21 protein-coding genes, 1 tRNA gene and 1 pseudogene are annotated in these 23,729 nt (G+C 71.4%); 8 read left to right on the forward strand and 15 right to left on the reverse strand.

Annotation, left to right across the window (positions count from 1 at the left end; genetic code table 11):
- Positions 1–6 precede the first annotated feature (6 nt).
- The 4 genes from D1369_RS04825 to D1369_RS04840 form a co-directional block, all read right to left on the reverse strand.
- A complete protein-coding gene (locus D1369_RS04825; RefSeq protein WP_037903920.1) occupies positions 7–1,638 on the reverse strand; it encodes an MFS transporter in 1,632 nt (543 codons plus the stop codon).
- Between the two features lie 112 nt (positions 1,639–1,750).
- The gene (locus D1369_RS04830; RefSeq protein ID WP_007386269.1) at positions 1,751–4,435 is read right to left on the reverse strand and encodes a LuxR C-terminal-related transcriptional regulator; all 2,685 of its coding nucleotides are present in this window, start codon (positions 4,433–4,435) and stop codon (positions 1,751–1,753) included.
- Between the two features lie 502 nt (positions 4,436–4,937).
- Positions 4,938–5,011, reverse strand: a tRNA-Pro gene (locus D1369_RS04835).
- Positions 5,012–5,090: 79 nt separating this feature from the next.
- The gene (locus tag D1369_RS04840) at positions 5,091–6,518 is read right to left on the reverse strand and encodes an MFS transporter (protein ID WP_037902150.1); all 1,428 of its coding nucleotides are present in this window, start codon (positions 6,516–6,518) and stop codon (positions 5,091–5,093) included.
- A 175-nt stretch (positions 6,519–6,693) separates the two neighbouring features.
- Between D1369_RS04840 and D1369_RS04845 the strand changes: the two genes are divergently transcribed.
- Positions 6,694–7,272: a TetR/AcrR family transcriptional regulator gene (locus D1369_RS04845; protein WP_007386267.1), complete on the forward strand. Its 579-nt coding sequence runs from the start codon at positions 6,694–6,696 to the stop codon at positions 7,270–7,272.
- Positions 7,273–7,313: 41 nt separating this feature from the next.
- Here D1369_RS04845 and infA read toward each other — a convergent pair whose 3' ends face one another.
- From infA to D1369_RS04890, 9 genes and pseudogenes are all read right to left on the reverse strand, one after another.
- Positions 7,314–7,538 (reverse strand): translation initiation factor IF-1, encoded by a 225-nt coding sequence (gene infA, locus D1369_RS04850; protein ID WP_007386266.1) that lies wholly within the window; start codon positions 7,536–7,538, stop codon positions 7,314–7,316.
- The gene (locus D1369_RS04855; RefSeq protein WP_007386265.1) at positions 7,535–8,326 is read right to left on the reverse strand and encodes a GNAT family N-acetyltransferase; all 792 of its coding nucleotides are present in this window, start codon (positions 8,324–8,326) and stop codon (positions 7,535–7,537) included. The genes infA and D1369_RS04855 overlap by 4 nt, the downstream gene beginning before the upstream one ends.
- Positions 8,327–8,477: 151 nt before the next feature.
- Positions 8,478–9,208, reverse strand: a pseudogene (locus D1369_RS04860) (MFS transporter); the annotation flags it as partial.
- An 82-nt stretch (positions 9,209–9,290) separates the two neighbouring features.
- On the reverse strand, positions 9,291–10,241 hold the full coding sequence (locus tag D1369_RS04865; protein WP_037902148.1) for a catechol 2,3-dioxygenase: 951 nt from the start codon (positions 10,239–10,241) through the stop codon (positions 9,291–9,293).
- On the reverse strand, positions 10,241–11,332 hold the full coding sequence (locus tag D1369_RS04870; protein ID WP_240436050.1) for a 4-oxalomesaconate tautomerase: 1,092 nt from the start codon (positions 11,330–11,332) through the stop codon (positions 10,241–10,243). The genes D1369_RS04865 and D1369_RS04870 overlap by 1 nt, the downstream gene beginning before the upstream one ends.
- On the reverse strand, positions 11,329–12,033 hold the full coding sequence (locus D1369_RS04875; RefSeq protein WP_007386261.1) for a 4-carboxy-4-hydroxy-2-oxoadipate aldolase/oxaloacetate decarboxylase: 705 nt from the start codon (positions 12,031–12,033) through the stop codon (positions 11,329–11,331). The genes D1369_RS04870 and D1369_RS04875 overlap by 4 nt, the downstream gene beginning before the upstream one ends.
- Positions 12,030–12,779, reverse strand: a complete 750-nt coding sequence (locus D1369_RS04880) for a PIG-L deacetylase family protein (RefSeq protein ID WP_007386260.1) — start codon at positions 12,777–12,779, stop codon at positions 12,030–12,032. Before D1369_RS04880 ends, D1369_RS04875 begins: the two co-directional genes overlap by 4 nt.
- 48 nt (positions 12,780–12,827) lie before the next feature.
- Complete coding sequence (locus D1369_RS04885; RefSeq protein WP_007386259.1) at positions 12,828–13,478, reverse strand: GntR family transcriptional regulator; 651 nt, start codon at positions 13,476–13,478, stop codon at positions 12,828–12,830.
- Positions 13,479–13,682: 204 nt separating this feature from the next.
- Complete coding sequence (locus tag D1369_RS04890; protein WP_037903915.1) at positions 13,683–14,195, reverse strand: hypothetical protein; 513 nt, start codon at positions 14,193–14,195, stop codon at positions 13,683–13,685.
- Positions 14,196–14,318: 123 nt separating this feature from the next.
- Here D1369_RS04890 and D1369_RS04895 point away from each other — a divergent pair, with 123 nt between their 5' ends.
- The gene (locus D1369_RS04895) at positions 14,319–14,663 is read left to right on the forward strand and encodes a cupin domain-containing protein (protein ID WP_007386257.1); all 345 of its coding nucleotides are present in this window, start codon (positions 14,319–14,321) and stop codon (positions 14,661–14,663) included.
- A 6-nt stretch (positions 14,664–14,669) separates the two neighbouring features.
- Here D1369_RS04895 and D1369_RS04900 read toward each other — a convergent pair whose 3' ends face one another.
- Positions 14,670–15,677 carry a LacI family DNA-binding transcriptional regulator gene (locus D1369_RS04900; RefSeq protein WP_007386256.1) on the reverse strand — a complete coding sequence of 336 codons (1,008 nt, stop codon included), beginning with the start codon at positions 15,675–15,677 and terminating at the stop codon, positions 14,670–14,672.
- A gap of 126 nt (positions 15,678–15,803) precedes the next feature.
- On the opposite strand from D1369_RS04900, the gene D1369_RS04905 reads away from it, so the two are divergent.
- On the forward strand, positions 15,804–16,952 hold the full coding sequence (locus D1369_RS04905; RefSeq protein WP_037902146.1) for a Gfo/Idh/MocA family oxidoreductase: 1,149 nt from the start codon (positions 15,804–15,806) through the stop codon (positions 16,950–16,952).
- 52 nt (positions 16,953–17,004) lie between these two features.
- Here D1369_RS04905 and D1369_RS04910 read toward each other — a convergent pair whose 3' ends face one another.
- Positions 17,005–18,024 carry a LacI family DNA-binding transcriptional regulator gene (locus tag D1369_RS04910; RefSeq protein ID WP_007386254.1) on the reverse strand — a complete coding sequence of 340 codons (1,020 nt, stop codon included), beginning with the start codon at positions 18,022–18,024 and terminating at the stop codon, positions 17,005–17,007.
- 107 nt (positions 18,025–18,131) lie between these two features.
- Between D1369_RS04910 and D1369_RS04915 the strand changes: the two genes are divergently transcribed.
- The 5 genes from D1369_RS04915 (at position 18,132) to D1369_RS04935 (ending at position 23,613) form a co-directional block, all read left to right on the forward strand.
- Complete coding sequence (locus tag D1369_RS04915; protein ID WP_007386253.1) at positions 18,132–19,298, forward strand: phytanoyl-CoA dioxygenase family protein; 1,167 nt, start codon at positions 18,132–18,134, stop codon at positions 19,296–19,298.
- Between the two features lie 31 nt (positions 19,299–19,329).
- Positions 19,330–20,106, forward strand: coding sequence for an SDR family oxidoreductase (locus D1369_RS04920; protein WP_007386252.1), 777 nt, complete (start codon positions 19,330–19,332; stop codon positions 20,104–20,106).
- A gap of 35 nt (positions 20,107–20,141) precedes the next feature.
- On the forward strand, positions 20,142–21,146 hold the full coding sequence (locus D1369_RS04925; RefSeq protein ID WP_007386251.1) for a Gfo/Idh/MocA family oxidoreductase: 1,005 nt from the start codon (positions 20,142–20,144) through the stop codon (positions 21,144–21,146).
- 140 nt (positions 21,147–21,286) lie between these two features.
- Positions 21,287–22,609 (forward strand): FAD-dependent oxidoreductase, encoded by a 1,323-nt coding sequence (locus D1369_RS04930; protein WP_007386250.1) that lies wholly within the window; start codon positions 21,287–21,289, stop codon positions 22,607–22,609.
- Positions 22,606–23,613: a Gfo/Idh/MocA family oxidoreductase gene (locus tag D1369_RS04935; protein ID WP_118082286.1), complete on the forward strand. Its 1,008-nt coding sequence runs from the start codon at positions 22,606–22,608 to the stop codon at positions 23,611–23,613. Before D1369_RS04930 ends, D1369_RS04935 begins: the two co-directional genes overlap by 4 nt.
- Positions 23,614–23,729: the final 116 nt, after the last annotated feature.

The following is a 23,729-nucleotide window of genomic DNA, read 5'->3' on the forward strand; positions in this document are numbered from 1 at the left end:
TGTGGGTCAGCGCGTCGGTCCGGCCGACGGAGCCGGCGCCGCGGTCTTTCCCCGGGCTCCGGTACGGCTTCTCCCACCGCCCGGGAGGTTCGGTGTGACCAGGAAACTGGCCAGTGCGACGCCACCGGTGGCGAGGATCGCCGCCTTGAGACCGTCGAGCTGCGCGGAGGCGTAGGAGTCCGCGACGGCATCGACATCGGAGGGCGGCAGTCCCGCGTCCGCCGCCGCCGAGCGCACCTGGTCGGTGGTGACGAAGGAGATTCCGGACTCGAGGGCCACACCGGTCTGCGTGCGGGCCGACTCGGACAGCCGTGGATCGTCCTCGACCTGTGCGGTGAAGGCGTGCGCCAGCGCACCGAGGAGGATCGACCCGATCAGTGCCGTGCCCAGCGCGGAGCCCAGGTTCTGCGCCGTGAACTGAAGCCCTCCGACCTCGCTGCGCTCCTCCTCGCCGACGCTGGACTGGACGACGTTGCCCAGCTGCGAGGCGAGCAGGCCGGTGCCCACGCCCACCAGGGCCATGGCTCCTGCGAACTGCGCGTCGTCGATGACGGGGTCGATGGTGGCGAGCAGCCACACGACGGCGACCACCAGGGTGGCGAGCGCCAGCCGGACGATCGTGCGCGGTCCGACGGCCCGTCCCAGCGAGGAGGCGAGCAGGGAGGCCACGAGCATGGTGATGGACACCGGCAGCAGACGGAGTCCTGTCTCGAACGCGTCGAACCCCTGTACGACCTGCAGGTACAGCGGGATCACGAAGAACAGGCCCAGCAGGATGAGGTTCTGGCCCAGCAGGGTCATCAGACCGGAGCGCAGAGCCGGGCGGCCCAGCAGGGGCAGGTGCACGAGGGGGTCGGCGCCCTGGGCGTCGCGCCGCCGCTCCCAGCGGACGAAGAGGGCCAGAACGCCCACTCCGGCACCGACGACGAAGAGAGTCGGCGAGAACCCCAGGACGGTGAAGGGCGGGTTGCGGGGCGAGACCCAGCCCCAGGTGCTGCTCTGCAGCACACCGAGCACGCCCAGTCCGAGCCCGACGGCCGACAGCGCGGCACCGACTCCGTCGAGACGGGGACGGGGCCCGGTGCGTCGGGACTCGGTGATCACCCGTCGGCAGCACAGCACGGCCAGGACGACCACGACTTCACCGGCGAAGACCAGCCGCCAGGTGAGGTAGGTGGTCACCCAGCCGCCGAGGAGCGGCCCGACCGCGATCCCCGCGCCGGCGAGGCCGCCGATGACGCCGTAGGCGACGGCCCGGTCCGGCCCGCGATAGGACTCCGCGACCAGGGCGGCCATGGCCGGCAGCACCATGGCCGCGCCGAGTCCCTCGATGACCGACCAGCCGAGGGCGAGGACCCACACGGTGGGGGCCAGCGCGGTCAGGGCCGATCCCGTGCCGTACACCATCAGTCCGAGGAAGAAGAGGCGGCGACGCCCCAGGATGTCGCCGAGCCTGCCGCCGATGACCATGAATGCGGCCATGACCAGCGCGTACAGGGTGATGACGGCCTGGATGGTGGTGACCTCGGTGTCGAAGTCCTCGACCAGCTGGCTGATCGAGACATTCATGACCGAGGTGTCCAGGACCATCAGGAACTGAGCTGTTCCCAGGACGATCAGTGCGCGCCATCGCCTCATGGTGACCACCTCGCCAGGTCGGTTCGGAGCGGCGGTGGAGGCGGCCGCTCCTCCCAGGTCAGCGCAGCGGGGCGGACGGCGCCTCACCCGCCGCGGGCGACCTGGCGTCTGCTCACAGGAGCCGCATGTCCCGTGCCCGGTGCACCGCCTCGCTGCGGCGGTTCACGGCCAGCTTCCGGTACAGGCTCTTGAGGTGGGTCTTCACCGTGTTCACCGAGAGGTAGAGGTCCACGGCGATTTCCTCCGTCGACATCATCTGCGCCAGCCGTTGCAGGACGTCGCGCTCGCGTTCGCTCAGTTCCTGCACGACGATCGGCGCGGGGCGCGGGCCGGCCGCGCCCGGTCCGTTGCCGGTGACGGGGCCGGGCACGAGCCATTCGGCGGCCAGCGACCGCAGGGGCGCCGTGGCCAGCAGAGGCCTGATCCAGCGCCCGGCGTCGAGGAAGGGGCGGCGCAGCCGTTCGCGGCGGGCGAGGAGAAGGGCCTGGGCGACGAACCTGCGGGCTGTCTCGGTGTCACCCGCCATCTGTGCGGCCTGGGCTCTCACCAGCGCCGCCCGCACGGTCACCGCGGGCCCTGGCCGGCGCTCGGCGGACACGCTGTCGAGAAGGTCGATCGCGGCGCCCGGTCTGCCTGCGGCGAGCTGGATGCGTGCGGCTTCCACCGTCCATGCCGGCTGGTCGTCCGGCAGGTGCCTGAGCACTTCGGCGGCCGTCTCGGCTCGCCCCTCGGCCAGGTGGACGGCGGAGGTGACCAGCCGCTCCAGGCTGTCCGCCCAGGGTGAGGTGACGGTGGTGGTCAGGGCCGGGGTCGCCGACTCCATGGCCGCTCGCGCGTTGCCCCGTGCCAGGTGGAGCCGGGCCGTGGCGATCGCCCGCCCGGCGGCCTTCACCGGGTCCTGGGTGTCGAGGTCGAGCTCGGCGGCCTCGTCGAGGAGGGCCTGGGCCCGACCCAGTTCGTGGCGGTCGACCGCGACGGCGGCCAGCACCAGCCGTTCGATTCCGGAACCGGAGGGCTGCGGAAGGCTGAACCGCTCTGTCTCGGTCATCGCCGCGAGGGCCTGGTGCTCGGCCCTGCCGGGCCAGCCGTCCAGGTAGTCGAGCAATGCCAGGTGGCCCATCGACTCCTCCCGGGGCAGCACCGTCAGGATCCCGCCGGGACAGTCGGCCGCCTCGGACAACGCGGCCCGCGCGTCCTCGTAGTGCCCGGCCCACAGACGCGTGGAGCCCAGATGGGTCAGCAGCAGGGCGGACAGTTCGGGGTGTTTGTCCAGGAGGTGCGGGGGGACCTCCGGCCGTACCTCGTCGGCGGCTTCGGCGGCCTGTTCGGCCCGTGCGGGAGAACCGGCCAGCCTGGCGGCCACCGCCTCCAGGAAGGCCCAGCTCAGCTGGGCCGCCGCCGGATCTTCCGGTGCGGCCGACAGCCAGGTCTCGACGTGGTGCAGGTGGGCCACACCCCGGTCGAGGTCACTGTGGGCGAGATCGCGAGCCGCCCGGACGAGCTCGGTCGCGGGGCCCGTGGCCTCGGGCCCCATCCGGGAGAACAGCTCGTTCAGGTCGTCGGAGCGCAGATCGGTGAAGAACTGCCCGATGGCGAGGTCGTCGACGACGGCGGCGGCGGTGAAGCCCCAGTCGTCGGCGGCGGCTCCGTGGGCGAGGGCCTCCGGGAGGGCGCCGCGGCGCCGCATCCACTGGGCCGCCGACCGGTGCAGATCGGGTTCGAGACCGGGGTGGCGCACCCGGAGGTGGGTCTGGAGTATCTCCCCGAACAACGGGTGGAGGCGGTACCACCCCTGTCCCAGCTGTTCGACGAAGGCGTTGTCACGATGCAGTTCGGCCAGGATGAGTGCGGCATCGGTGCGGTGGGTCAGCCGGTTCACCAGGTCGGGACAGAAACGGTCCAGGACGCTGACGCGCAGCAGCAGGTCCTGCGTCGCCGGCGGCTGGCGTCTGAGCACCTCCGCCAGCAGGAAGTCGGCGACCGTGCTGTGGTCGGCTTCGAACTCCTTGAGGTACCTCTCCGGGTCCGGGCTCTCCTGCGCGGCCAGGGCGCACAGCCGCAGACCGGCGGCCCAGCCGCGGGTGCGCTCCACCAGGGAGCGCACCGCGTCTGCGGGCAGGCTGAGTCCGTGCAGTTCCAGGAGCGCCGCGGCCTCCTCGGGGTTCAGGGCGAGCTCGGCGTCACGGATCTCCGTCAGGGTTCCGGCGGCTCGGTACCGGTGCAGGGAGAGCATCGGTTCGTTGCGGGTGACGAGGATCAGACGCAGCCCGGAACCGGCGTGCTGCAGCACGAACTCCAGTTGCTCCGCCACCTCGGACGCGCTCACCCGGTCGAACTCGTCGAGCACGACGATGGGGGCCGGGTCGCGTCCGACCAGGTCCTCGGCGATCTCCGACAGCACCTTGCGGCTGATCCGGTTCGGGTCCGCCGGGCAGTGGACCCGGTCGGACAGCTCAGTGCCGGAGGCGCTGAGAGCCTGGAGGAAGTACGCCCAGAACGTGCCGGGGCGCTGCTTCTCCGCCTCGACGGTGAGCCAGGCGACGGGCCGGTCGAGGCTCGCGGTCCAGTCGGCGACCAACAGGGTCTTTCCCGCGCCGGCCGAACCGTTGACCATGGTCAACGGCGTCCGGAGGCCCTCTGCCAGGTGCTGGGTCAGGCGCCGGCGGGGCAGGAACGTGGCGGGCCGCGACGGCACCGCGAATCGCGTACGCAAGAACGGGTCCCCGAGCGGATCCACCCGCTCTGCGGCCGGAACCGCGGTCTTCCTGTCACCTGTGACCACGGCGCTCACCACCAGGTCTCGTCAGGTCATGGGCAGCGCTTCGACTCACTCAGCCTTTCACGCTTTCCGGATATTCACCCGACAGGATGTGAACCGGGAGCCGTGGGGACCTGCCGTTTCGGGACCCCTCCCGAGCGCCGATGAGTAGCGTCCCGGGCATGCCCGAGCAGACGCAAAAACCAAAGCCGCCCGCACCCGTCCTCGCAGCGGTTGTGATTTACGCGCTTGGCAGGCCGGCCAGCCGGCGCTTTCTTAGCCCTCGTCGCGTTCCTCCCTGGCATGACGGCTCTTGGTCTGTGGCAAGGGGAATTACGGCGCCAAGATCGTGGCGCGCCTGGTTCTTGTACGGCCCTGAACTGTACGAAGAACCAGATGAGATTTATGACTGAACGTGACGTGAGAGCTGTGGAACGACCAGGCGCCGTTCGTCCTGAGCGGGCGCCCTGGAAACGATCAAGGGCCTCGCTCCACCGAAGTGAAACAAGGCCCTGACCTGCGATGACAGTCCATCGAACTGTCGGGACGACAGGATTTGAACCTGCGACCCCTTGACCCCCAGTCAAGTGCGCTACCAAGCTGCGCCACGTCCCGGCCGCGATTGCCACGGGTGTTCCGTGATCGCGCAGCTAAACCCTACCGCACGCCCGCGGCCGGACCGACGGGCGGGAGGTCAGCCCCGGGTGGCCACGGTTTCGCGGACCTCCGCGGTGTCCCGGACGGCGCGGCGCACGGTCCGCCGTACCGGAACCAGCAGCGCGGCCAGCGCCGCCGCCAGACACAGCATCGCCAGCAGCGAGAAGCCGTGCGTGTAGCCGGACTCGTGGGGCAGCCCCGAGGGCTGGAGGTGACCGGTGACCAGGACGCTGGTCACCGCCGCGCCGATGGAGCCGCCGATGGTGCGGATGTTGGCGTTCATACCGGTCGCGGCGCCGGTCTGGTCGGCCGGGACGCTGCCCACGATCAGGTTGGCCATGGAGGCGAAGGCAAGTCCGATACCCAGGCCGAACAGGCCCGCGACCACGGCGATCTGCCACTGCTCGTCGTGCCAGAGGGCGAGAAAACCGCAGGCCAGCGCGCCCAGCGCGGCACCGGTCACCAAAAGGGACTTGGCGCCGACGACCGGCTCCAGACGGCCGCTGAGCACACCGGAGCAGAACATCGCCACCAGCATCGGCAGCATGAGCAGCCCGGCCGCGGTGACGCTCGCGCCGAAGCCGTACCCGGCCGACGACGGTGTCTGCACGAAGCCCGGCAGGAAGGACCAGATCGAGTACATCCCGGCGCCGAAGAGCAGCGCGGCGGTGTTGGTGGTCCAGACGGCGGGCAGGCGCATCACCTTCAGGTCGATCAGCGGGGTGCGGGAGCGGGCCTCGGAGTACAGCCACAGCGCGAACAGCACCACGGCCGCGGCGAACAGGCCGAGCACCCGGACCGAACCCCACCCCCACTTGCCCGCCTGGCTGAGCGGCAGCAGCAGCGCGACCAGCCACGCGGACAGCAGGACCGCGCCCGGCCAGTTGACGTTCCCCTGCGCCCTGTGGGGCGACTCGGGCACATACCGTACGGCGATCAGCGTCGCGGCGATCACGATGGCGACCGGGATCCAGAACAGCCAGCGGTAGTCGAGCGCGGTCACGATGGGGCCCGCGGCGACGATGCCGACGCCACCGCCGGCGGCGATCACGGCGGACAGGTTGCTGATGGAGCCGCTCACCTCGGACGCGGCGAACTCGTCCCGGATGATGCCGAAGGAGAGCGGGAACAGGGCACCGCCGACGCCCTGCACGACCCGGGCGACGATCAGGACACCGATGCTCGGCGCGAGGGCGGCCAGGAGACAGCCGACGGCCACGGTCACGAGGACGGCGACGAGTGTGCGCTTCTTGCCGATCAGGTCGCCGACCCGGCCGAGGATCGGGGTGAAGACCGAGGCGGACAGCAGATACGCGGTCATCACCCAGGTCACGGTGGACTGCGAGGTGTGCAGCGCGTGCTGGACGGTCGGCAGGGCCGGCGCGATCAGCGACTGCAGCATGGAGAACACGCCCGCACCGGCCGCGAGGACGGCGAAGGTGAGACGGGTGGACTTGCGGGGCATGAAGAGCCTCTCCGAACACTGAGTGCGGCCGGAGCCTGGTGGGAAGCGGTCGCGGAAAGGACGGTGGACGCGCCTCGACTGATAAAGTGGAGGCACACCTCCGCTCTAGCGGAGGCACCCCTCCGCTTCAACCTGTACCGGAGGTGCACCTCCGTTTCAGCCTCGGGAGGCAGCCGTGACCGCCCCGTCGTTCCCCGTCACCGAGATCGTCGCGTCCCGCAGACCGCACCGGAAGGACGCCGCCCGCAACTACGACGCCCTGCTGGCCGCCGCCCGCGAGGCGTTCGCGGAGCATGGCGCGGAGGCGTCCCTGGAGGACATCGCGCGGCGCGCGGGCGTGGGCATCGGCACGCTGTACCGGAACTTCCCCACCCGCCGCCATCTCTTCGAGAGCGTCTACGCGGACGAGGTGAACACCCTCGTACGAGTCGCCCAGGAGGTCGCGGATCAGGAGCCCTGGGAGGCGCTCACGGCCTGGCTCGACCGGTTCGCCGGCTACATGGTGACCAAGCGGGCGGTCCGCGAGGCGCTCAACGACGAGTCGGAGATCTTCACGGCCTGCCGGGACTCGATGTACGCGGCGGGCGGGCCGTTGTTCGCGCGGGCGCAGGAGGCGGGCCGGGTGCGGCGGGACATGGACTTCGTGGATCTGCTGCGGATGGTCGCGGGGATCACCGCGACGGCCTTCGACGACGACGCCCAGCGCGACCGGGTGTTGTCGATCGCGCTGGACGGGGTGCGGGCGTCACGCTGATCCGCAGCAGGATCAGCTGCCGCCAAAGGCGCCGACCGCCGCTAGTTCCGGTACCGGAACACGATCCGGCCGCGCGTCAGGTCGTACGGAGGGAGTTCCACCAGCACCCGGTCCTCCAGCATGATCTTGATGTAGTTCTTGCGGATCTTCCCGCTGATGTGCGCGAGCACCTGGTGGCCGTTCTCGAGCTCCACGGTGAACATGGCGCTGCGCAGGCACTCGACGACCTTGCCCTCGACTTCGATGACGTTCTTGTTCCTCGTCATCGCACCAGCTCCAGGTTGCTGCTCATCGGCCGGGCGCCGATGCCCTCGAACAGCGCCGACGCCGCTCGGTTGGACTCCTGGACCTCGGTCCAGGCCGCGGCGCACCCGGAACGGTGCAGCGTCCCGAGCGCGTGGGCCAGCAACGCCCGAGCGATGCCGCGGCGCTGCTCGCCACTGCGGACCGCGAGCAGCCCGATGCGCGGCCGGATCGCCGTCACCACCCGGATCAGACCCAGGTAATGGTCCGGTGCCGCGGCCACCGCGTACTTCGACGGGTCGACGACGGTGTCGCCATCGGGCAGCGCGATCACCTCCGCGGGCATCGACTGCCACCCGACGCCCGCCTCGACTTCGTCGCGGATCGCCCGGTCCACCGCCCGCAGCAGACTCTCGTCCGCCTGACCGGCGGGCACGATCGTCACGCCCGACGGCGGCAGCACCGCTTCGAGCCCGGTGACCCGCGGGTCGGTCGGCACGGCGTACTCCCACTCGCGCCGCCGGACCGTGAACCCTGCCCGCCGCCAGCCGGCCGTCAGCTCCGCGTCGGCTTCGTCGACCACCGTGTGGAGCGGCGCCGGCAGTTCCGCCACCATCGCCTCGGCGAGCAGGTCGAAGGTGCTCTCGTGCCAGGCGTCGATGCTGACGAACAGGCGTCCGTCGGGCCGGTGTTGCGCATGCCCCCGGCCGACCACCAGGTCGTCTTCCAGTGCGTGCCATTGCCTGTCCGCGACGCGCGTGATCATCACCGCGTTCTCGCCCAGGCCGGATGTGAAAGGCTTCGTATCCATCGGAGTGTCCTTCCAGGAGTGCATCGATCTCAGGCGCTCCTGGCGACACCGAACGTCAGCCGCCGGACCGTGACGGGTTGAGGGAGCACCCACGGGTAACTGCGTTCACGGGGCTCACCTCCCTACGGCGACTTCACGGTCCACGTGGAAACTAGCAACGAGGCGCCGCGTCGCTCAAATCATTTTCAGGAGCCGGTGCCATGCCGATGAAGACCATGGACGACAGGCCGGCGACGGCGAAGGCCGTGAAGCCCCAGTCGCCGTTGCCCGAGGCGAGCAACTGGCCGCCGAGCCACGGGCCGAAGACGGCGCCGAAGCGACCCATGCCCGAGGTCCAGCCGACGGCCGTGGCGCGGTTGTCGGCGTCGGAGCGGATCGAGACCGTGGCGTAGATCATCGTCTGGACGCTGAGCAGGAAGACGCCCGCGGCGGTCAGCGTGAACCAGAGCGCCGAGATGCGCGGGGCGCCGAAGCGGTCGGGGGCCCGGCCCGCGACCAGCATGCCCACGATGCCGCCGAGGTTGAAGCGACCACGAAGGACAGGGCGGAGCCCAGTTCGTAGCCCTCGGCCCGCATCAGGGTGGGCAGCCAGGTGGCGACGCCGTAGACGAGGAGCAGACCGCCGAACGAGGCCACCCAGTAGAGCAGCGTCTGGATCCACTCGTTCCCGCGGAAGAGGTTCGCCAGGTTGGTCCAGCGGTCCCCGGCGCCGCCGGTACTCGCGGCGGGCACCTCGACGTCGTAGCGCTCGGCAAGGGCCATGGCCTCCTCGCCGCGGCCCTTGGCTACCAGGAAGCTCAGCGACTCCGGCAGCAGCTTCGCCAGCACCGGGGCGAAGAGCAGTGGGAGGACGCAGACCCAGAACGCGGCACGCCAGCCGACGGTGAGGCCGAAGGTCCTGGTCTCCAGCAGGTGGGGCAGCACCAACGGCAAGCGGGACCTACGTGGCTCGGAACACCGCAGCTCAGGCCACCGGCGGCGTCCCGTGTGTATGGAACGACTCGATGGTCTTCAGACCCCAGGCCTGGCCCTTCTTCCGCTCCTCCTCGGTCCAGGTGACGAGCGGCCAGTCGGGCGCCAGCACCAGCCGGGTGAGCGGGTTGCACAGCTCGATACGGTTGCCGCCGGGCTCGTAGACGTACAGGAAGAACGTCTGCTGGATGGCGTGCTTGTGCGGGCCGGTCTCGATGAACACGCCGGTGTCGATGGCGAGATCGGCCGCGCGCAGGACGTCCTCGCGGGTGTCGGTCGCGAAGGCGATGTGGTGCAGCCGCCCCTCGCTGCCGGTCCAGTCCGAGGTGTAGACGACGTCGTACGACTTGTTCGTGTACGTCAGCCAGCGCGCCGCGATCTTCCCGCTGTCCAGCCGGATCTGCTCGGTGGGCCGGGCGCCGAGCACGTTCTGCTGGAACTCGGCGTTGGCGAGCACGTCGGCCGCGAGGAAGTTGATGTGGTCCAACCGCCGTACGCCCACTCCCCTGTTGGGCTTGGCCTGCGGCTGGTTCTTCAGCGCGGGTTTCAGATCGTCGGGGGCCCGGTAGTGCTCGCTCTCCCAGTAGAGGGCGTGTTCGTGGCCGTCCGGGTCGGTGGTGACGTAGAGCTTGCCGAGACCGGGTTCGTCCTCGACCCAGGTGCCGGTGCCACCGGACTCCTCAACTGCCTTGATACGGCGGTGAAGTGCCTCCTCGCTGGAGGTGCGCAGGGCGAGCCTGCCGAGCCCGGGCTGCTCGCGGGCGGTGAGGACCAGGCTGTGGTGCTCGTAGTCGTCGTAGGTCCGCAAGTACACCGTGTCGCCGTCCTGGCCGTTGACGGTGAGGCCCAGGAAGTCGGTGAAGAAGGCGACGCTGGCGTCCAGGTCCGGGGTGAACAGCTGGGTGTGGCCGATGTGGGCGATGTCGCCGAGCGGCGGAGTCATCACTGACCTCCTGTGGGTCGGTCGGCGGCCCGGGGGAAGACGGCGCCGTCGAAGATCTTGCGGGCCGTGCGGACCACGGCGGTACGGCGGGCCGAGGGTCGGCCGTCGGGAGTGGTGGTCAGACTGCTCTCGATGTCCAGGAATCCGGTGGGGTGTTCTATGCGCACGCGGTCGCTTCTCGGGTCGATCGCCGCGATTCCCGTGCCCACGCTCCCGTCGATCCGCAGGCCCGCCGCCACGCTCGCCGCGCCCAGGACGCCGATGGAGGTGTGGCAGCGCACGGGGATGAAGGTGCGGGTGGTGACCGCGCCGCCGGCGCGCGGCGGGGCGAGCAGCGTGAGCTTGGGCACGGTGGCGTCGGACACGTCACCGAGACCCATCAGACGACCGGCCGCCAGACGGATGGTGCGCAGGCGATCCGCCAGGGCCACGTCCTCCTCCAGGTCCCGGGGCGGCTCGTAGCCGGTGACCTTGAGGGAGGTCGCCGGGATGAGGACGGTCGGCATGCCGTTGTCCACGCAGGTCACCTCGACGCCGTCGATGACGTCGACGGCGTTGCCGGTGGGGAGCAACTCCCCGGCGCCCGGCGGGAACTCGATCACCACGGGCGCCGCTGTCCCGGGCACGCCCGAGATCTGCGCGTCCCCCGTGTAGTCCACACGGCCACCGGGGGTCGGGAAGGTCGCCGTGGCACGGTCGCCGGAGTTGACCATGCGGATCCGGACGGAGGTCCGCCGCTCCCCCGCCGGGACGAGTCCGCGCTCCACGGCGAACGGGCCGACGCCGGCGAGGATGTTGCCGCAGTTCTGACGGTCGCTCACCTCGGGCCGGTCGACCACGACTTGGAGGAACAGGTAGTCGACATCGGCTTCGGGGTCGGCGGACGGCGAGATCACGGCGACCTTGCTGGTGAGCGGGTGAGCGCCCCCCAGGCCGTCGATCTGCCGCTCGTCAGGACTGCCCATGATGCGCAGCAACAGATCGTCGCGCAGGGCGGGTTCGGCGGGCAGGTCGTCGGCGAGGAAGTAGGCGCCCTTGGAAGTGCCGCCCCGCATCAGCATGCAGGGCACCTCCTCGGGCAGCGGGGTCACGGCCGCTCCCCCGTGTACTCCTCGTAGGACTGGTACTCGACGCCGAGGTTCTTCAGCGTCTCGCGCAACCCGTAGCGATCCAGGCCCAGTTGGCCGTCGAGGAAGGCGGCCCGGGTGGCGGCCTCCTTGGCCTCGCGGGCCTCGGACCTCTCCACCGTCGCGGCCACGCGCGCACGCGGGACGACCACGACACCGTCGTCGTCGGCGAGGATCACGTCGCCCGGGTTGATCACCTGCCCGTCGATGGCGATGGGCACGTTGACCGAGCCGCCGGTGGCCTTGACGGTGCCCTGCGAGGAGACCGCGCGGGACCAGGCGGCGAATCCCATCTCGCGCAGCTCCTGGGTGTCCCGGATGCCGGTGTTGGTGACGACCCCGCGCACCCCGCGCCGCTGCAGAGCGGTCGCGAACAGCTCGCCGAACAGGCCGTCCGTGCACGGGGAGGTGGTGGTGACGACGAGGATGTCGCCCGCGCCGCACTGCTCCACGGCCGCGTGGATCATGAGGTTGTCGCCGGGCCAGCTCAGCACGGTGACCGCGGTGCCCGCGACCCGTACGCCCTGCTGGACGGGGCGAATTGCCGGGCCCAGCAAGCCCGTTCGGCCCATCGCCTCGCTGACGGTGGCCACGCCGTACCGCGCGAGCGCGTCGACGTCCTTCAGGTCCGCCTTCGGCGGGTTGGTGACGATCACGCCGCTCACGCCAGCTCCTTCGCGATCTGCGGGTAGGGGCGCATGTACGCCTCGGCCATGGTCCTGTGGGCCAGCCCCAGGTTCGGGCCCGCGTTGCGCTTCAGCTGGACGCCCCGGCGTACGGCGAGGTCGGTGTAGTAGTCCCACAGGTGCTGCTGGGCGCCGAGGCACTCCATGGCCTTGCGCTTGGTCTCCCAGACCTCGGTGATGTCGAGGAGGACCTCGGGCCTGAAGCCGCTCATCTCGGGCTGGTGGGGCTCGAAGTAGAAGACCGGCGGGGCGCCGATGATCTCGCCCTCGCCCGGATAGCCGATGGCCTGCGCGAGGATCCGGGCCTGAAGCGCCAGGCGGTTCGCGGCCGGGTGGTCGCCGTTGTACGGGTCCTCGACCGGGTGGGTGAGCACGACGTCGGGCTGGGTGGCCCGGTAGACCTCGACGAGTCGGTCGGTCAACTCGGCGGTGGTGACCAGCGGGTAGTCGCCTGCGTCGAAGAAACGGACCTCGGCGCCGAGAGTGGCGGCGGCGCGCTCGGCCTCGTCCCGGCGTATCGCCTTGATCTCGTCGAGCTTCCTGCCCTCGCGCCAGGCCTTCGCGGACTCCCCGCGCTCGCCGAAGGTCAGACAGGCGACGGTGACCTTCTCGCCCCGGGAGGCGGCCAGGGCGATGGCGCCGCCCGCCCGCCACACGAAGTCCCCGGCATGCGCGGTGATCACAAGGGTCGAACGGGCAGGGGCGGGCGCGCCTGACTGCGTCATTGCTGAAATCTCCTTGGAGTGGGCAGGTTCGCGCCCGCCTCGCGCGGCTCAGTCGCGCAACGCCTCGATCACACTGGCGAGGTGGGCACGGACGGCCTTCTCGGCCGCCTGCGGGTCCCTGGCCCTGATCGTCTCGATCATCGCCAGATGCTCGTTCAGGGAGTGCTGCGGGCGTCCCGGCCTCAGCGCCAACTGGAAGCGGTGGCGTACCAGTTGGGCGTTGAGCCGCTCCAGCAGATCCACGGCGGTCTGCTGGCCGGAGAACTCCCGCACCTTGGTGTGCAGTTCCTGGTTGAGCTCGGAGTAGGTCACCGGCTCGCCGTCGGCCACGGCCTTGGTCATCGCCGTGCCCAGCTCGGTCAGTTCGGCGAGCTGCTCGTCGCTGGCCAGGGTCGCCGCCTTGGCCGCGCACAGCCCTTCGAGCACCATGCGGCACTCGGTGATGGCGACCGCCTCCTCGACGGTCACCACCCGCACCCGGGAACCCCGGTTGCGGATCCGCTCGACGAGGCCCTGGGCCTCCAGATCGATGAGTGCCGCCCGGATGCTGGCCCGTGTCACACCGAACTGCTCGGCGAGCTCGTTCTCCACCAGCCGCTGCGCCGGTGCCATCTCGCCGTGCAGGATCGCCTGCCGCAGCTGCGCGAACGCGTGCCGCTTGGCCTGCTCCCCGGTGCTCGGACGGGCTTCTTTCGGCATCGTTGCCCTCCCTGAGTGAGTGCCTGTCGAACGTAAATCTAGCCAGACAACATTGTCAACAATTTTGTCCGCTGTATTGGTGGGCGGCCGGTGGTTGGTCTACGGCGACCGGCGGGAGGTGATGGGGAAGGCAAGCGGGTGCCGGCCGGACGTCGCCCACCAAAGCCATCGGCAGCCATCGATCGACGCAACAGCTGGACCCGCCTACTTGATCACCGCGTTCGCCACCACGACCACCACGCCCAGCATCGCGTCCCCCACCCCGATGCTGACCGCGGCCGGCCACGAGCGATGTGACCAGCGGGCCGTGACCAGGCCGAGGGTGAACAGGAGGGTGATGTTGAGGGCGAAGGCCGGGTACTCGACGCCCTTCGCGGGCCACCAGCCCCAGCCGGCGCCGATCAGGACGACGCCCGTGGGCAGGACGGCCGCGACCAGGGGCCACTCGTCGGCCAGCGTGCGCAGGGCGTCCCAGCGGCGGTGCGGGGCGCGCTCGGCGATGTAGTGGGCGTAGCCGTGCGCGAGCGCGGAGGCGAGGGCGGTGACCAGGAGCCACGCGGCGTCGTAGCGGCGGCTGTCCCGGGAGGTGTGCCCGTACTGGGTGAGCGCGGCGACCATGGAGCAGGCCAGGACCGAGCCGTAGACGCCGCCGAACAGCACGGCCTCGCGGGTGTCGTGCTGCTGCGGCCGGGACGCGGCAGCCTCGGTGTCGGCCATGCCCTCCACGATCACCCGGACCGCGAGGTGCCGCCAGTTCGCGACGGAGTGTCCGCCCACCTGCGCCGGCACTGCGCACACTGTCGACGGACGGGCCGGGAACGATCTCGCTAGGGTCGCCTCATGGACCACAGCTTCGTACTGCACATCCCCGACGCCGAGCTCGAATCCGAGCCCCTCGCCCGCGAGCAGATCGTCTCCGGGACGCCCGAGGTGACCGGGAAGGTGGTGTGGGAGTCGCAGGACGGGCGTCAGCTCCGGGGTATCTGGCAGATCACGCCGGGCGTCGTCACCGACACGGAGGCGGACGAGCTGTTCGTCGTCATCAGCGGCTCGGCGACCATCGAGGTCGAGGGCGGGCCGACGTTGAACGTGGGGCCAGGCGACATGGCCGTACTGCGCGAGGGCGACCGTACGACGTGGACGGTGCACGAGACGCTGCGGAAGGCGTACGCGATCAACCTCTGACCGCCGTCACTGTCCCTCCGGCGGGGCCGCCGTCGTCCCCCGGACCTCAAGGACCGGCGTCGCGAGATCCGTACGCCCCGCTCCCCCGCGCCCCTCGAACCGGTCGAGCAGACAGCGTGCCGCGCGGCGGCCGACCTCGTGGCTGGCGTTGTCGACGGTGGTGAGCCAGACGTGGCGCAGCCGGGCGATGCTGGTGTTGTCGTAGCCGACGACGGACAGGTCGCGCGGGACGGTCAGGCCCAGTTCCTCGGCGGCCGACACCGCGCCGATCGCGGCGATGTCGTTGACGGCGAAGACGGCGGTCGGCCGGTCGGGGCGGCTCAGCAGCCGGACCGTCGTGCGGTAGCCGCCTTCCTCGGTCATGTCGCTCGGTTCGACGACCGCTTCCCCGGCGAGGCCGTGCGCCCGCATCGTCGCCTCGAAGCTGCCCCGGCGCAGCTCGCCGACCGCCCCGTATCCCGCGATGTGCGCGACACGGCGGTGGCCGAGGCCGATCAGGTGCTCGGTGACCAGGCGGGCGCCGCGCTCGTCGTCGTTGGCGACCACGTCCACCCCCGGCAGCCCGGGTTCGCGGGCGCCGGCCACGACCACCGGGAGGCGTTCGGCCACCGCCCCGAGCGCGGCGGGATCGGGCAGCGTGCCGACCACGATCAGGCCGTCCACCCCGAGGTCCAGGAAAGGGCCCGCCGGGTCCTGCCCGGTACGGCGGTTGAGACGCGCGTCGGCCAGGAGCATGCGCAGGCCGTTGTCGTGGAGCAGGGAGTTGAGACCGTCGAGCAGGTCGACGAACCACGGGTTGCGCAGGTCGTTCAGGAGGACGCCGACCGTGCGGGTGCGCTGCTCGCTGAGGCTTCGGGCGGCGGCGTTCGGGCGGTAGCCCAGCTCGCGCACAGCCCGCAGCACGGCCTCCCGTTTCTCGGGACGCACCTGGTCGGAGCCCCGCAGCACGAGGGAGACCAGCGACTTCGAGACACCGGCCCGGTCGGCCACATCGCGGATCGTCGGCGCTCTCATGGATATGGACCGTTCCATGTCGCCCCGCGGGTTGTCAAAGGGTCGGGAAGGCTTGACAGCAGGCGAAGACGGCACCCAAGGTGACCTGGACAGATTATGGACCGGTCCAAAGAGGGGCTGTCAGTCATGGTGGACACGCTCGGCGTCGCCGTCGTCGGATTCGGCTGGATGGGGCGGGTGCACACCCAGGCGTACGCCCGTGTCCCGCACCACTACCCGCGGCTCCCCCTGCGTCCGGAGCTCGTGACGGTCGCCGAGGACGTGCCGGGGCGGGCCGAGGAGGCCGCCGCGCAGTTCGGGTTCGCCTCGACGACCCGCGACTGGCGGGAGGTCGCCGCCGACCCCCGCGTCCAGGCGGTCAGCATCACCGCGCCCAACTTCCTGCACCGCGAGATCGGCGTGGCGATGGCTGAGGCCGGCAAGCACATCTGGATCGAGAAGCCGGTCGGTCTCACCGCCGAGGACGCCCGGGCGGTGGCCGACGCGGCGGCCGGGGCCGGGGTGCGGAGCGCGGTCGGCTTCAACTACCGCAACGCCCCCGCCGTCGAGGCCGCCCGAGAGCTGATCGCCTCCGGGGAGATCGGCACGGTCACCCATGTCCGCGTCCGGCTCTTCAGCGACTACGCGGCCCACCCGCAGGGTGCCCTGACGTGGCGCTTCGAACGCGAACGCGGCGGCAGCGGAGTGCTCGGCGACCTCGCCTCGCACGGCGCCGACCTGGCCCGCTTCCTCCTCGGGGACATCGCTTCCCTCACGGCCGACACCGCGGTCTTCGTACCGGAGCGGGCCCGCCCCACCGGCGCCACCGCCGGGCACACCCTCGCCACCGGGGAGCTCGGGCCGGTCGAGAACGAGGACTACGTCAACTGCCTGCTGCGTTTCGCCTCCGGTGCCCGGGGTGTCCTGGAGGCCTGCCGGGTCTCGGTCGGCGAGCAGAACAACTACGGCTTCGAGGTGCACGGCACGAAGGGCGCGGTGTTCTGGGACTTCCGCCGTATGGGCGAGCTGGGCATCAGCCGCGGCAGCCGCTACCAGGACCAGCCGGTCAGCACGGTGTATGTCGGCCCGGGCGACGGCGAGTTCGGCGCCTTCCAGCCGGGCGCGGCCAACGCCATGGGCTACGACGACCTGAAGGTCGTGGAGGCGTACCGCTTCCTGCGTTCGGTCGCCGAGGGCACGCCGTACGGGGCCACGCTGGAGGACGCCGTGCACAGCGCCGCCGTACTGGACGCGATGGCGCGGTCCGCGCAGAGCGGTGCGTGGGTGGACGTGTAGGAGGAGCCCCTTCAATACGGCCCCTTCAGCACGGCCCTTCAGCACGGCCCCTTCAGTACGGCATGTTGTACGGCGTCACCACCTGTATCGCCGAAGGTGTCGTCGGACCGGCCGGCGGCAACGCCCCGTGCGCCCGCATCACGATGTGACACGCCTCCCGCATGTCCTGGCGCAGATCGTGGTGCAGCACGGCCGACAGGCGATGTTCCCGCAGCAGCCGGTCGTTGTCGTGGTCGAGGTCGTGGGCCACGAAGACCGCGCATTCCCGGCCCAGGTCCTCGAAGGCCCTGAGCGTGGCGATGTTGCCGCCGCCGATCGAGTAGACCGCGCGGATCTCCGGGTCCCGCTCCAGCGCGGCCCGGACGAGGTCGTACTGCGTGGCGTCCAGGCCCTGGCCCTCGGCGATCTCGACCAGTGCCCGCTCGGGGTGCCGGGTGCGCATGGCGCTGCGGAACCCCATCTCGCGCTCCTCCTCGTTGCGGAAGAAGCCGCTGCTGAGGCTGGTGAGGACGTTGCCGGGGCGGTCGCCGAGCCACTGGCCCATGAGGTAGGCGGCGGTCGCTCCCGCGGCCCGGTTGTCGATGCCGACGTAGGCGAGGCGGGCCGTGGAGGGCAGGTCGGTGACCAGGGTGACCACGGGGATGCCCGCCTCCGCGAGCCGGCCGACGGCCGCCGTGACCTCGGGGACGTCCGGGGCCTTCAGGATCACTCCCTGGGAGCCGCGCCGGGCTATCCGGTCGAGGGTCTTCGTCAGCTCCGCCACCGGGCCGGTCTCCCGGAAGTGGAAGCGGGAGCGCAGCACGGCGGGGTGCAGCGCGGGCAGCTCGGCCTCCAGGGCGGCACGGACGGCCGTGGAGAAGCGTTCCGGCGTCTGCATCACTATGTCGATCATGAAAGTGCGGCCGACCAGCCGGACCTGGGTGCGCTGCCGGTCCAGGTCGGTGATCGCCTGACGGACCTCGCGGGCGGTGTTCTCCCGGACCCCTCCCCTGCCGTTCAGGACCCGGTCGACGGTGGCCTCGCTCAGTCCCGCCTGACGTGCGATCTCCCGGATCGGATAGGGGTGGCCCACGCGCCTGCTCCTTGAGGGGTTTTTGATGGCTGCCTGCTGGTTGTTCGACGCCTTTGTCATGACAAGAATGACAGCGCTGAGTCGCCCCTGTCACCGAGAGGACGCCGATGTCCTTCACCGCCGTACACCGCCGCGCCTGGCTGTCCGAGCAGGACTGCGACCTCGGCTCGTTCCGCGCTCTCGTCGAGCGGACGGCCGACCCCGCCGACTACCCGTACGCGAGTGCCGTGGACCGGAACGTCCTGCTGTACGACACCGGACGCGTCCTCGGCGCCAAGGACCGCCGCGAGGTGCAGGAGGAGCTGGTGCGCGCCCTGACCGACGGCCCCGGGGTCGTCGTCTGTCGGGGGGCGTTTCCCGATCACGCGGTCGTGGACCGGTTCACCGAGGTCTTCGACTCGCTGATCCGCGAGCAGTACGCGGCGGGCACGACCGCCGGCGACCACTTCGCGAAGCCCGGCGCCAACGAGCGGGTGTGGAACGCGCTGGAGAAGGCCGCCCTCTACGACCCGGCGGCGTTCGCCGACTACTACGCCAACCCCGTCGTCGCCCTGGTGTCCGAGGCCTGGCTCGGCCCCGGCTACCAGGTCACCTCGCAGGTCAACGTGGTCAACCCCGGCGGCCTCGCGCAGACCGTGCACCGCGACTACCACCTCGGCTTCCTCTCCGACGAGGCGGCCGCGGCCTATCCGGCGCACGTCCACCGGCTCTCCCCCGTGCTCACGCTCCAGGGCGCGGTCGCGCACTGCGACATGCCCGTGGAGTCGGGGCCGACCCTGTACCTGCCGTTCTCGCAGCTGTTCGAGCCCGGGTATCTGGCCTGGCGGCGGCCGGAGTTCCAGGCGTACTTCAAGGAGCACCACGTCCAGTTGCCGCTCGCGAAGGGCGACGCCGTCTTCTTCAACCCGGCGCTGTTCCACGCGGCCGGGACCAACCGCACCACCGACGTGCGGCGCATGGCCAACCTGCTCCAGGTGTCCTCGGCCTTCGGACGCGCCATGGAGACCGTGGACCGGGAGGCGGTCTCGAACGCCGTGTACCCCGCGCTGCTGCGGCGGAAGGCGGAGGGTGCCGACGCGGAGTGGCTGGACAACGTGATCGCCGCGAGCGCCGAGGGCTACCCCTTCCCCACCAACCTCGACAGCGACCCCCCGGTCGACGGACTCGCCCCGCCCTCCCAGGCGGACCTCGTACGACGGGCGCTCGCCGAGGGCTGGACCCCGCGCACGCTGAGGGACGAGCTGCGGGCGTGTGCCGACCGGCGCACTAGCTGAATCACCACGGCTGAAAGGTATTGGCACGTTCATGGGACTTCTCGACGACAAGGTCGTCCTCGTCAACGGCGGCAGCCAGGGGGTCGGTGCCGCCATCGCCCGGGCCGCCGTCCGTGAGGGGGCGGTCGTGGCCGTCACCGGCCGCCGCCCCGAGCCCGGCGAGGCGCTGGTGGCGGAGCTGGAGGCGGCCGGCGGCAAGGCGCTGTTCGTCCGCGCCGACCTCGCCGACGCCGAGCAGGCCAAGACCTCCGTCACCCGGGTCGTGGAGGCGTACGGCCGGGTCGACTGCCTGGTGAACTCCGCCGGGCTCACCTCCCGGGGCACGCTCCTCGACACCACGCCCGAGTTGTTCGACCAGCACATCGCGATCAACCTGAAGGCGCCGTTCTTCGCCATGCAGGCGGCGGTGGCGGACATGGTCGGCCGGGGAGCGTCCGGCACGGTCGTCAACATCATCACCTCCTCGGCGCACGGCGGGCAGCCGTTCCTGGCGCCCTACGTGGCCGCGAAGGCCGGCCTGATCGGTCTCACCCGCAACGCGGCGCACGCGCACCGCTGGGACCGGGTGCGGATCAACGGCCTGAACATCGGCTGGACGGCGACCGAGGGCGAGGACGCCACCCAGAAGACCTTCCACGGCGCCGGCGACGACTGGCGTGAGGAGGCCGCGGCCAGGCTCCCGATGGGCAAGCTCGGCCAGCCCGACGAGATCGCCGACTTCGTGGTCCTCCTGCTGTCCGACCGGTCGGGCGTGGTGACCGGATCGGTGATCGACTGGGACCAGAACGTCCTCGGCGGCCTCGACTAGCACCCCCGCACCAACCCTCAAGGAGCTGCACCCCCATGCGTATCGGAATCCTCGGCCTCGGCCGCATCGGCGCCTTCCACGCCGAGACCCTCTCCGGACTCGACGCGGTCGAGTCGCTCGTGCTCACCGACCCCTTCGCGCAGGCCGCCAAGTCCGCCGCGGACCGGTTCGGCGGCGAGGTCGTCGACTCGCCCGAGGCCCTGCTGGCCGCCGGCGTGGACGGCATCGTCATCGCGGCCGCGACGGACGCCCACCCCGGGCTGATCCTGGCCGGCGTCGAGGCCGGCATCCCCGTCTTCTGCGAGAAGCCCGTCGCCAAGCACATGAGCGAGGGCGTCCAGGTCCTCAAGGCCGTCGAGGGCAGCGACGTCCCGATCCAGATCGGTTACAACCGCCGCTTCGACACCGGTTTCGTCAACGCGCGGGCCGCCGTCCAGGCCGGTGAGCTGGGCAAGCTGCACACCGTGCGCTCGACCACCCTGGACCCGGCCCCGCCGCCGGCCGCGTACATCGCCGCCTCCGGTGGCATCTTCCGGGACTGCTCGGTGCACGACTTCGACATCATCCGCTGGGTGACCGGCCGCGAGGTCGTCGAGGTGTACGCCGTCGGCGGCAACCGGGGCGCCGACTTCATCAAGGAGGCGGGCGACGCCGACACCACCGGCGCGATCCTCACCCTCGACGACGGCACGATCGCGGTGGTCTCCAACTCCCGCCACAACGCCCGGGGTTACGACGTCCGCATGGAGATCCACGGCTTCACGGACTCCATCGCGGTGGGCCTGGAGGACAAGCTCCCGCTGCGCTCGGTCGAGCCCGGCGTGACGTTCCCGGCGGGCACCCCGCACGACTTCTTCATGGACCGCTTCACGGCGGCCTACCGCGCCGAACTCACCGCGTTCACCGAGGTCGTGGCCGGCAACCGGCCCTCGCCGTGCACCGTCGCGGACGCCCTGGAGGCGGGCTGGATCGCCGAGGCGTGCACGCTGTCCCTGCACGAGCACCGCCCGGTGACGATCGCCGAGGTCCGCTCCGCCTGAGCCCGCCGCCGTGGCCCGGGCCCCCGTGCCCGGACCACGGCGGGGTGAACGCCCCGCCCGCGACACCCGTTTACGGTCACGTGATCTCTCCGTACGACCATGAGAGCCTCCCACGTCCGACCGACCCAGGAGTCACGAGCATGCAGGAGTTACGCGGCACCGCAGGCCCCCGAACCGTGGCCGTCGTGGGCGCGGGACCCAGCGGCCTGGCCGCCGCCCGCGAACTGGAGCGCGCCGGGCACCGGGTGACCGTACTGGAGGAGCAGGCCACGGTGGCCGGGAAGTGCCAGAGCGTGCACATCGACGGGCACGCCTTCGATCTCGGCGGGCACATCTGCACCAACAGGTACGAACGGATCGCTCAGTTGCTGACCGAACTGGACGTGGCGACGGAGCGCACCAGCCGGTACCGCGTCCTCGACACCGGGGGACGCGCCGTCCGCCAGTCGATGGCGTTCCTGCGCGACGGCTCCCTCCAGCGCTACCGGGCGCTGCGGGAGCGGGAGTTCCCCCGAATCGGCGAACCCGGGCTGGCCCACTCCGCGCGGGCGCTGGCCGCTCCCGTCGCCGACTGGCTCGCCGAGCACGGGCTCGGGTCCATGGCCGACTCCTTCGGCACCGGTTTCACGGCGGCCGGGTACGGCCACCTCGACGACGACATCCCGGCGCTGTACTTCGTCAAGTACGCGGAGATGACCGGGCTGTTGGACCCCGGGCCCGAACTCCTCGGCCATCCGGGGGACTTCACCGTCGTGGGCGGGTTCGCCACGCTGTGGCGGCGGGTCGCGGAGGAGCTGAAGGACGTGCGGTGCGGGGTGCGTGTGACGTCGGTGGAGCGCCGCGAGGACGGGGTGCGGGTGCGCACCGACTCGGGCCCGGTCGAGGCGGACGACGTGGTGCTCGCGGTCGCGCCGGACCGGGTCCTGCCGGTCCTGGACGCCACCGACGAGGAGCGCGACCTCACCGCGCGGATCCGCAGCAACGCCTACCACACCACCCTCGCCGCGGCGTCCGGCCTCCCCGGGGACGCCTTCTACTTCCTCGCCGCCCACACCGAGAGCCGCGAGACGTCCGGCCACTGTGTCTCGTACCACCACCGCTACCCGGGCAGCGAGGTGCGGACCTTCTACTCCTACGGCCGCCCCGGCGACGTCACCGCGCTGCTGCGGGAGGACGTCGCGGCCCTCGGCGGGCGGCTGGAGGAGGTACGTCTGCAGCGCGAGTGGGCGTTCATGCCGCACTTCGGCAGCGCCGACCTCGCAGGCGGCGCGCTGGACCGGCTCGACGCGCTGCAGGGCCGGCACCGCACCTACTACGTCGGCGGGCTGCCGGCGTTCGAGCTCGTCGAGTGCACGGTGGCGCACGCCCAGGAGCTCGTGCGCCGCCACTTCCCACCCGCGCGGGGGACACTGACCCGGCAGGACCACGGACCTGCCACGACGGAGGAGGAACGGCAGACATGAACGAACCGCTGCGCATCGGAGTCCTGGGAGCCGCGCGGATCAGCGGGGCCTCGCTGATCGGCCCCGCCCGGGCGACCGGCCACCGGGTCGTGGCGGTGGCCGCGCGCGACCGGGCCCGCGCCGAGGCCTACGCGGCCGAGCACGGAGTAGAGCGCGTGGCGGGGTCGTACGCCGAACTGATCGCCGACCCCGAGGTCGAGGTGGTCTACAACCCGCTCGCCAACGGGCTGCACGGGCCGTGGAACCTTGAGGCGCTCGCCGCCGGCAAGCACGTGCTGAGCGAGAAGCCGTCGGCGAGCAACGCCGAGGAGGCCGCGGAGGTGCGGGAGGCTGCCGCGAAGGCCGGGACGGTCTTCATGGAGGCCTTCCACTACCTGTTCCACCCGGTCACCCGGCGCCTGCACGAGGTTCTCGCGAGCGGGGAGATCGGGGAGCTGCGGCATGTGGAGACCATGGTCGCGATCCCGGCGCCGGCGGACTCCGATCCGCGCTGGTCGCTGCCGTTGGCCGGCGGGGCGGTGATGGACCTCGGCTGCTACAGCCTGCACGCGCTGCGCGTGCTGGCCCCCTGGGCGGGCGGCGCGCCGCGGCTGGTCTCCGCGCGCGGCGGGGAGCGGGCGGGCGCACCGGGCGTCGACGAGTGGCTGGACGCCGACCTGGCCTTCCCGGGCGGCGCGACCGGGTCCGCGCGCTGCCACATGGCGTACGACCGGTTGGAGATGAGCTGCCGGATCATCGGTTCGCAAGGGGAGGCCTTCGCACCGAACTTCGTGCTGCCGCACACGGACGACCGTGTCGTGGTGCGCACGGCGGCCGGCGAGCGCACCGAGCGGCTCGGCACCCGGTCGTCGTACACCTACCAGCTGGAGGCCTTCGCCGACCGGGTGCGCGGGGGCGCCCCGCTGCCACTGGACCCGGACGACGCGGTGTCGACGATGACACTGATCGACTCCGCGTACCGAGCGGCAGGCTTCGAGCCGAGGCCGCGGTACGCCAGGTCCTGAAACCGTCGAAGGGGCCGGACCGCGACGCAGGGTGGGTCCCGGACTCTGCTTCCGCCCGGCGCCGGGAAAGTCGCATGGCCCGAGCCTCGGCCCCCGCCCAGGTCCCACCGCGGCAT

Source organism: Streptomyces sp. CC0208, assembly GCF_003443735.1.
GTDB classification, from domain to species: Bacteria; Actinomycetota; Actinomycetes; order Streptomycetales; family Streptomycetaceae; genus Streptomyces; species Streptomyces sviceus.

Bases quoted from the DNA above. Each gene is read 5' to 3' on its own strand.
- infA (WP_007386266.1), bottom strand. From the start codon at position 7,538: ATGACGAGGAACAAGAACGTCATCGAAGTCGAGGGCAAGGTCGTCGAG.
- D1369_RS04895 (WP_007386257.1), top strand. From the start codon at position 14,319: ATGGACCACAGCTTCGTACTGCACATCCCCGACGCCGAGCTCGAATCC.
- D1369_RS04900 (WP_007386256.1), bottom strand. From the start codon at position 15,677: ATGAGAGCGCCGACGATCCGCGATGTGGCCGACCGGGCCGGTGTCTCG.
- D1369_RS04885 (WP_007386259.1), bottom strand. From the start codon at position 13,478: ATGCCGAAAGAAGCCCGTCCGAGCACCGGGGAGCAGGCCAAGCGGCAC.
- D1369_RS04890 (WP_037903915.1), bottom strand. From the start codon at position 14,195: ATGGCCGACACCGAGGCTGCCGCGTCCCGGCCGCAGCAGCACGACACC.
- D1369_RS04905 (WP_037902146.1), top strand. From the start codon at position 15,804: ATGGTGGACACGCTCGGCGTCGCCGTCGTCGGATTCGGCTGGATGGGG.
- D1369_RS04925 (WP_007386251.1), top strand. From the start codon at position 20,142: ATGCGTATCGGAATCCTCGGCCTCGGCCGCATCGGCGCCTTCCACGCC.
- D1369_RS04930 (WP_007386250.1), top strand. From the start codon at position 21,287: ATGCAGGAGTTACGCGGCACCGCAGGCCCCCGAACCGTGGCCGTCGTG.
- D1369_RS04935 (WP_118082286.1), top strand. From the start codon at position 22,606: ATGAACGAACCGCTGCGCATCGGAGTCCTGGGAGCCGCGCGGATCAGC.
- D1369_RS04920 (WP_007386252.1), top strand. From the start codon at position 19,330: ATGGGACTTCTCGACGACAAGGTCGTCCTCGTCAACGGCGGCAGCCAG.
- D1369_RS04840 (WP_037902150.1), bottom strand. From the start codon at position 6,518: ATGCCCCGCAAGTCCACCCGTCTCACCTTCGCCGTCCTCGCGGCCGGT.
- D1369_RS04825 (WP_037903920.1), bottom strand. From the start codon at position 1,638: ATGAGGCGATGGCGCGCACTGATCGTCCTGGGAACAGCTCAGTTCCTG.
- D1369_RS04855 (WP_007386265.1), bottom strand. From the start codon at position 8,326: ATGGATACGAAGCCTTTCACATCCGGCCTGGGCGAGAACGCGGTGATG.
- D1369_RS04880 (WP_007386260.1), bottom strand. From the start codon at position 12,779: ATGACGCAGTCAGGCGCGCCCGCCCCTGCCCGTTCGACCCTTGTGATC.
- D1369_RS04915 (WP_007386253.1), top strand. From the start codon at position 18,132: ATGTCCTTCACCGCCGTACACCGCCGCGCCTGGCTGTCCGAGCAGGAC.
- D1369_RS04865 (WP_037902148.1), bottom strand. From the start codon at position 10,241: ATGACTCCGCCGCTCGGCGACATCGCCCACATCGGCCACACCCAGCTG.